The sequence below is a fragment of the Mesorhizobium sp. M8A.F.Ca.ET.207.01.1.1 genome (assembly GCF_004794715.1).
GTDB lineage: Bacteria > Pseudomonadota > Alphaproteobacteria > Rhizobiales > Rhizobiaceae > Mesorhizobium.
The window spans coordinates 1-309 of record NZ_SRUS01000444.1; the positions used below are offsets into that span (position 1 = coordinate 1).

The window sequence follows — 309 nt, forward strand, 5'->3', positions numbered from 1 at the left end:
CTGCAGAAGACCGTGACGGCGGTCCTCGCCGCGATCCGCCACAAGGCCAACCCGGTGATGCTCGACTTCCTGCCCGTGTCCGAGGGCGTCGAGGATCACGCCACGCAGACACCGCTTGCCGTGGCGAAATGCGCCGAGATGATCGCGCTGTGGCGGCGGCTGATCGCCTTCGAACTGATGGCGGCGGCGCAGGCTGTCGACCTGCGCGAAGGGCTGACGCTGGCGCCGGCCACCGGCGCGATCCACGCGGCTGTCCGCACGCACGTACCGACGCTCAACGAAGACCGGCCGCTCGGCCCCAATGCCGAC

1 protein-coding gene is annotated in these 309 nt (G+C 70.2%); it reads left to right on the forward strand.

Going from position 1 to position 309, the window contains the following annotated elements:
- Positions 1–309: aromatic amino acid lyase (locus EN850_RS35285; RefSeq protein ID WP_189591346.1), on the forward strand; the 309-nt coding region annotated here is incomplete at both ends.